The sequence below is a fragment of the Okeania sp. KiyG1 genome (assembly GCF_014132355.1).
Lineage (GTDB): Bacteria > Cyanobacteriota > Cyanobacteriia > Cyanobacteriales > Microcoleaceae > Okeania.
This window is the reverse complement of the sequence record NZ_BLZO01000190.1, coordinates 20,269-27,738: the sequence shown is the minus strand read 5'-3', so window position 1 is coordinate 27,738 and position 7,470 is coordinate 20,269. Positions and strand designations below refer to the sequence as shown.

The following is a 7,470-nucleotide window of genomic DNA, read 5'->3' as shown; positions in this document are numbered from 1 at the left end:
AGTTCCGTATTTTCTACCTAGTAACCTCATAAGTCTTCAGTAATAATAAGGATGTCAAAACAAGCAAAAATTGCTAAGGCAATAACCCATAATCTTACTTAGGAAATTTAAACAATGATTACTGACTACCTCAAGCAAACTACACTTCCTACTATCGGAACTGGTTGTATTGCTCTTGGTGTCGCTACTCAAGCTTAAGCTGCTGTACTTTCAGGTGGTTTAGAAATTGCTAGTCTTGGCCTTGAGATAACAGAAGAGGAAGCCAAAGTTAACTTTTCCCAATTTATCTATCAAGGAACAGGAAGTTTTAGCACCTAGAAGGTTTGTTCTTTGGCCATCTACCCTAAGTCTACTGCAATTAAACATAAATAGCCCAATTTTTTCTCGCATTTTTCATACAGGTGAGCCGTTATATTTGTAGCTCATCCAATCTGAAATTGAGAAACAAATTAGTATTATTGATTGGCTGCCTAAAATATAAAATTTAAATATGATAACGAAAATTAATTTTATACTTTGTTCCGGATTTTGCCATAGTGTAACTTTTACTTTCAGTAGATTCAACAATTAGGCCAATAAAACTCAGAGTTTTGTGAAGTTTTGATGAAGTGATTCAATGTTCTACTACTTTACAAAAACTTCATGAATTATACTTGGCATTTAAGGCTCAAACCCCAAATATAGATAGCTATAGCTATTGAAAATACCTAGAGTATATTTTTGCTACTTCATTTTTTTACTTAAAGATTACTACAAATGATTTCATTGAAGGATGATCCATTGTCTTTTTGATGCTTGTCATTACAAAGAAGTTTATACCTTCAATAAGATAGTGAAATTATATATAATAATAAAATCAAATCATCTGTATGTCTGTATGTCTATATTATTTTTCTACTTATCCTTAAATTATCAGTATCAATCTAATTCAATAAACTACATGATTTACAATTTTTAATGGCAAAAACTTTTTTATAAACAGCTATTGTAATAGCAATAATGTGTTGCAAACATTTTAGAAATAAGAATAATTTCGACATTGAAGTTAATTATGAAGCTTTGATGAAGTTAAGTAGTAATACTTGCACTTTATTTAAACTTTGCATTACTATTTTGTTGTAATGTAAATCACTATCAAGATAAATAATTCCTACTCTATTTTTTTTTTTGAATAGAGGGAGGTGAGCTAATTAAGGCTTACTAAATAGATGCTTACTTTTGATCTGCTGGAGGGCTTATGTTAAGACAAAATCATTTAATTCAGGGTTCTTATTCTACTTTTGAACGTGAGCGTAAAAAGAGTAAGACCAAGAAATTAGTATTAAAAACATTAATATTTACAGTCATATGTGGAGATGCTCTATTTTTAACTGGAGCTATTGCATATCATTTGTATGATAGATGGGTTGTAGCCAATCAACCTATATATCCTACGGAAATTCCTTCGATATCTCCTACAGAAATTCCTTGGCTCAAAACTAAAGAAGAATGTGAACATACTGGTAGAGTCTGGCAAGGAGAAGAATGTCTAGATAGGGAACATAGTCATTTATTTTAAATATTTTAGTAGCTGCATTCAGCTAACTAATGGAACTAAAAAGCTTTTATGTATAGCATTTAAACTTGAGACAGATGAAAAGAATTAAATGTTTGAGGGGAACTCAATTAGCTAATGTTAAAGTTTATAGAAAAGTAAAAAAGTGATTCACTCCTCATCAACGTGAAGTCAGTAAAAAAGTTATTGGTTTCCTGCGGAATGCTGCGCAAACAAAAAACCGAGTTTATGTAAATTAATCAAGATGGCATTTCAACCGAGAAGATGCCTGCTGTTGAGAATAAGGTTACAGACTGCGGTCGCTGATCCTCAATGTTTTGCTCCGCAACATAAAACGCGCAGTCTTGCTAATGCAAGACAGGAAACTAACTCCAGATATGCTAATCTAATTTGGATAAGTTTAGGTAAGTTTAGTAGAATGTTAGAAGGAACAGGAAACAGTGAAATTGCATAAGTAAAGTTCTTGCTAAGAAACAAATTACTGGGAATTAAGCAACAGAAAATTCCTGTAATTAAGAGCAACGAAACTGTGGTAAGGATTAACTTTTTCTTAGAGCAGTAAGTGTTTCTGTATCGAAAAGATATTAAATTAAAATCTGTAGCAGTTTGCAACTTGATCGTACACAAAATTTTAGAAAAGTAGGCAACAGCTTACGAGAGATGGCGTTTTTGCGCTTCGTAGAGCTTGCGCTTTTTCCTACTTAGGGCTTGCTGATTAAATATCAAACCACTTACAGATATTGATTTGCTGCCTTTTGATCGAAAAAGTGCGCCTGTTTCGGCCGCTCAAGCTCATGCATGCTAGTATTTTGGGATGATTATGGCAGAAAAATCTTGGGACAAATATACCCGACTACCTCCTCTATAATTTCCATTTCTCCTGTCTCCTGTCTCCAGTATAGCTGTCTCCTACCCCTACCACTCATACTTTATGAGCGCAAACCCTACTTAGTACTGTGTCAATATGTTGTAGACTAAAACGGCTATCGTCGCCGTGTTTCCCAAGCATTCCGTATCAAAAACTTGTAGCATCCTTTAGGGAAAAGTTTCCTCACCATATCCAATTCTTCTTGATGTCACTTTAGTCATGGGTCGCCCCCCTATGGGATGACAAACCATATATCCCAATACCACCATTTTGTCGGACAGTAATCTTAAGGCCCATTTTCCTCGTCCTTGAGGGACTTTACTGCCAGCGATCGCCAATAAATTTGCTTCCGATCAAAGCTTTTATCTAAATCCTGATTTAGTATTAGAAGGATTTATTTTTATAGGACTTACGCAAAATATCAAATTATATCATATCCGGTTGAATAGTTATAAATAAACGACTCAGTCCTCAGGAGTCGTAGGGGTGATTCGCGTAATTAGGAGCATTCCGGAACGGAAATCACTCGTACAGGAGTCAGGAGGAAAGAAAGAAGAAGAAAGAGAAAATTTTTTTATCACTAATTATCCGGAGATGATATTATACACCATCTGTAGGGGCGATTTCCTACGAAATACTTTCCTACGGAATGCTTTGCAAACGTAAACGCGTAATTAAGAGCATTCCGGAACGGAAATCGCCCCTACTAGATAGGGCTTGCTGAATAAAGCTAAAAGTCAGGAAAGTTAAGACTTAGGAGCTTTTTATATTCAGTTTATCTCCAAGTTTATGGCTCTTATTGGCATCAATTTACTGAAATTTTCTGCTGAAATTCAAGAAAAATTCTTCACATAAAATTGCCGAAACCGTTGCGTTTTCCTCCCTTCTCCGCGTCCCCGTGTCTCCGCGTCCTACCCTCACCAACCAATTTTTTCAGCAGACCCTAGATATAGTGGCTGTGGGTAAGCTTTTTTTGAAATAAATACCACATATAATCAGATTTGTCAAAAAAAACCTAGTCTGAGGGAATTTCTAGTGAGGCTAAAAACCTGGTAACATAAGCCATGCTGTACATCTAGATGAATTAGACTATCTTGCTAAAAGTCAAAAATAGCCATAGTTGCACTTTAGTTAAGAGTAGTTATAATACTAAAGAGAATTCCTCTGTTTCAAAAGAATTATGGGCAAATATTTAGATTATAAAATTTACACACAAATTAATTAGGGAATAAAAAATTAGAAACTTTGTGATTCAATTGTTGTATTCAGATAATTCCTAAAATTAACCGGATTTTAAATAAACAATCAATCCTTCTAAATAATAATTTCATAGCTAAAATAAAGAATAAAATACAGAAAAACTAACCAGCCAACAAAATTAAAACATATAATTTCAGAATCAAAATCTGAAGCTGAAGAAAAAAAGCTGGTAAGCCTGGGAATTAAAGATAACACTTATGGAAATACCATTTGACATAACTCTGCTGATTATCCTGACTGTAATCAGTGGTATAGGAGCCCAAGTCCTGGCAGCCTACCTGAAAGTACCTGCGATTGTTTTTTTACTACTGTGTGGTATTCTAGTCGGCAAAGATGTTCTGGGAGTGGTACATCCAAATCTACTAGGAAATGGTCTAGAAGTCGTAGTATCCTTATTTGTAGCCCTCATTCTATTTGAAGGGGGCTTGAATTTGGAACTAAGAGAGTTAGGAAAAGTTTCCGGTAGTATCCGCAACTTAGTAACCATAGGTACACTGGTAACCTTAATTGGTGGTGGCATGGCCGCTCACTGGTTAGGTGAGTTTCCCTGGGCGATCGCATTCCTTTATGCCTCTTTAGTAGTAGTTACAGGGCCAACAGTAGTGGGGCCATTGCTCAAACAGGTTTCAGTAGACCGACAAGTAGCTACAGTGTTGGAAGGAGAAGGAGTTCTCATCGATCCTGTAGGAGCAATTCTGGCGGTATTGGTACTAAACATAGTTTTAAATGAAGGTGCTGACCCTCTAGGATTATTTAGCGACCTAGTTGTGCGTTTAGGAATGGGGACTATCATTGGTGCATCAGGAGGCTGGATTTTAGGATTTGCCCTCAAAAGGGCAAAGTTTCTGTCTGAAGAATTAGCAAATCTGGTAGTTTTAGCGGCTCTGTGGGGAATGTTTGGTCTAGCAGAAGAAGTCCGCAGTGAATCAGGACTGATGACCACAGTAGTAGCAGGAATTGTCGTTGGGGCAGCCGAAATACCAGAGTTACGATTAATCAGGCGGTTTAAAGGACAACTAACAATGTTGGCCGTTTCAGTATTATTTATTTTACTAGCAGCAGACCTATCCTTAGCAAGTATCGTTGCTCTAGGTTGGGGAAGTGTGTTGACAGTTTTGAGCTTGATGTTCCTGGTTCGCCCTCTCAACGTATTAGTCTGTACTTGGAATAGTAAGCTTAATTGGCGACAAAAGATGTTTGTCAGTTGGGTTGCTCCTAGAGGAATAGTTTCGGCTTCAGTTTCTTCTTTGTTTGCTATTTTGTTAACTCAGAAAGGTATTAATGGTGGTGACTCTATTAAGGCTTTGGTGTTCTTGACAATTATTATGACGGTATTTAGTCAAGGGTTGACGGCAAGATTCGTGGCTCAATTTTTGGGAATTACTTCTAGTGCGGCCACTGGTGCTGTGATTGTGGGTTCAAATCCTCTGTCCCGATTAATTGGACGTATATTTAAGGACAGGGGTGAATCAGTGGTACTGATAGATACGGATGAGGAAGCTTGTCAGCAGGCAGAAAAGGAAGGTTTACAAGTATATAAAAGTAGTGCTTTTGATACTAATGTCCTAGAAGAAGCTGGTTTAGAATCAGTAGGAACTTTCTTAGCAATGACTAAGAATGAAGAGGTAAATTTAGTTTTGGCTCAAAGAGCAGCAGAAGAATTTAAGCCACCAAGAGTATTAGCTATTTATCCGAAAAGTCCCCAGAATAAAAGTCTAAATGGTAAAGAGAAGGTTCAACAAGCGTTTACTTCAGAGTTAAATATCAAAAGTTGGAATAAATATCTCTCTGACAAAGAAGTGAAGTTAGGAGAAACAGTGCTTAAGCAATTGGGATTTGAGTTTCAAAAGACTCATCTTAGGGCACTTATTCGAGCAAAGGAGTTAATGCCACTTTTGATTGAAAGGCAAGGGAGTCTTCAAGTTTTATCTGCAACGGAAAATTGGCAACCAGGCGATCGGATTATTTATTTGTTACATGATCCTAAACCTAAGCTTCTCAAGCGACTATCTGGTTCTCAACAATCAACTTTAACTATAGAAAAATATCCAACTGTTGAGGAGGTACCTATCCCTTCTTCGGTTCTCGAATCTGAACTCTGATAGTAAGCATTCAGCTATTAGCAGTCAGCTGTCAGCAATTAGTGTTGATATAACTAAATTTTCAAGTGAAAAATCAGGATGAGCTACTGTCTTAACTCTGAATGCCGAAAGCCGTATAATCCTTCCGGTCATCGATTTTGTCAGAGCTGCGGAGCTAAGTTACTTTTGGGCGATCGCTACCGTACTATTAAGCCTATTGGTCAAGGTGGCTTTGGCAAAACTTTTCTGGCTGTGGATGAGTATAAACCTTCCCGACCCCGGTGTGTTATTAAACAATTTTTTCCTCAAAATAGTGCGAATGCGGAAAAAGCTGCTGAGTTGTTTGGTCGGGAGGCCGTCAGACTTGATGAGTTGGGTCAACATCCTCAAATCCCAGAATTAATGGCTCATTTTCAACAAGGTGAGCAACAATATCTCATCCAAGAATTTATTGATGGGCAAAATTTAGAGCAGGAATTGGTTGTTAATGGGGTTTTTACTGAAAATCAGATTCAGGAGTTACTTTGGGATTTGTTGCCTGTGTTGGAATTTGTCCACGAACGGCAGGTAATTCATCGGGATATTAAGCCTGAAAATATTATTCGGCGCAACTCAATTACGCTTCCTGATGGTGGAGGGGAAATTAAAGGCCAGTTGGTGTTGGTGGATTTTGGAGCTAGTAAGGTAATTACAGAATCTTCTCTTGGCAAAACTGGAACGATGATTGGTAGTGCGGGATATGTTGCTCCGGAACAGTTGGCGGGAAAGGCGGTTCCTGCTAGTGACCTTTATAATTTGGGGGTTACTTGTATTTATTTGTTGACTCAAGTGGCGCCTTTTGAGTTATTTGATGTGGTTGAGGGTAAGTGGGTTTGGCGACAATATTTACAGTCTCCTATTAGTGAAGAATTAGGGATAATTATTGATAAGCTTTTGGCTCCGAATATTAATCAAAGGTATCAGTCTGTAGAAGAGGTTTTAAAAGAATTAGAGTCTGTAAAATATCAGAAAAATTTTGCTGCTTCGGGTTCTCAAGCAGGAGGAAATAATCCTTCTTTGTTAACAAAAATGCTTGGGGGTATTCCACAAGTTATAAAAGGTCGAATTATGCAAGAATTTGGGAAAACTGAAGCAGCGATCGCTTCTTATGATCGTGCTATTGCTATTCGACCAAATAATTATGATGCTTGGTATAAGAAGGCTGAGGTTTGTTATCAGTTGAAGCGTTATGAAGAGGCGATTTTTTGTTATCAAAAGACTGTGAAATTGCAACCTAATCATTGGCAAGCATGGCGGAGTTTGGGAGTGTTATTTTATCAATTGCAAAGATATGAAAAGGCTGTGGAAAGTTATTTTAAGTCTTTGGATATTGAGGGGAATCAACCGATGGTTTGGTTATGGTTGAGTTTAGCTATTAAGAAGTCTGGAGATGAACAAAAAGCACAGATGTGTTTGGAAAAGGCGAGGGAATATTTGCCGAAAAGTCCGGTGGAAAGGGCAGATATTTTGTGGCAAGCTTGGGAGAAATTAATTCGGTAGTTTGGAAGGAAGAGGGAAGAGGGAAGGATTGAAAAAAAACTATAACAATTCCCATAGTTATGAGGTAGATTTACGATCCCCCTAAATCCCCCTTAGAAAGGGGGACTTTGAAGTTTCCCCCCTTTTTAAGCAGTTCCCCCCTTATTAAGGGGGGTTAGGGGGGATCT

3 protein-coding genes are annotated in these 7,470 nt (G+C 37.3%); all 3 read left to right on the top strand.

Annotation, left to right across the window (positions count from 1 at the left end; genetic code table 11):
• The first annotated feature begins 1,237 nt into the window (after positions 1 to 1,237).
• The 3 genes from SAGCYANO_RS42640 to SAGCYANO_RS42620 all read left to right on the top strand — a co-directional run bounded on the left by SAGCYANO_RS42640 (position 1,238) and on the right by SAGCYANO_RS42620 (position 7,303).
• Positions 1,238 to 1,558: a hypothetical protein gene (locus tag SAGCYANO_RS42640; RefSeq protein ID WP_202225536.1), complete on the top strand. Its 321-nt coding sequence runs from the start codon at positions 1,238 to 1,240 to the stop codon at positions 1,556 to 1,558.
• 2,322 nt (positions 1,559 to 3,880) lie between these two features.
• A complete protein-coding gene (locus tag SAGCYANO_RS42625) occupies positions 3,881 to 5,785 on the top strand; it encodes a sodium:proton antiporter (protein WP_202225533.1) in 1,905 nt (634 codons plus the stop codon).
• A gap of 78 nt (positions 5,786 to 5,863) precedes the next feature.
• On the top strand, positions 5,864 to 7,303 hold the full coding sequence (locus tag SAGCYANO_RS42620) for a serine/threonine-protein kinase (protein WP_202225532.1): 1,440 nt from the start codon (positions 5,864 to 5,866) through the stop codon (positions 7,301 to 7,303).
• The last annotated feature ends 167 nt before the right edge of the window (positions 7,304 to 7,470 follow it).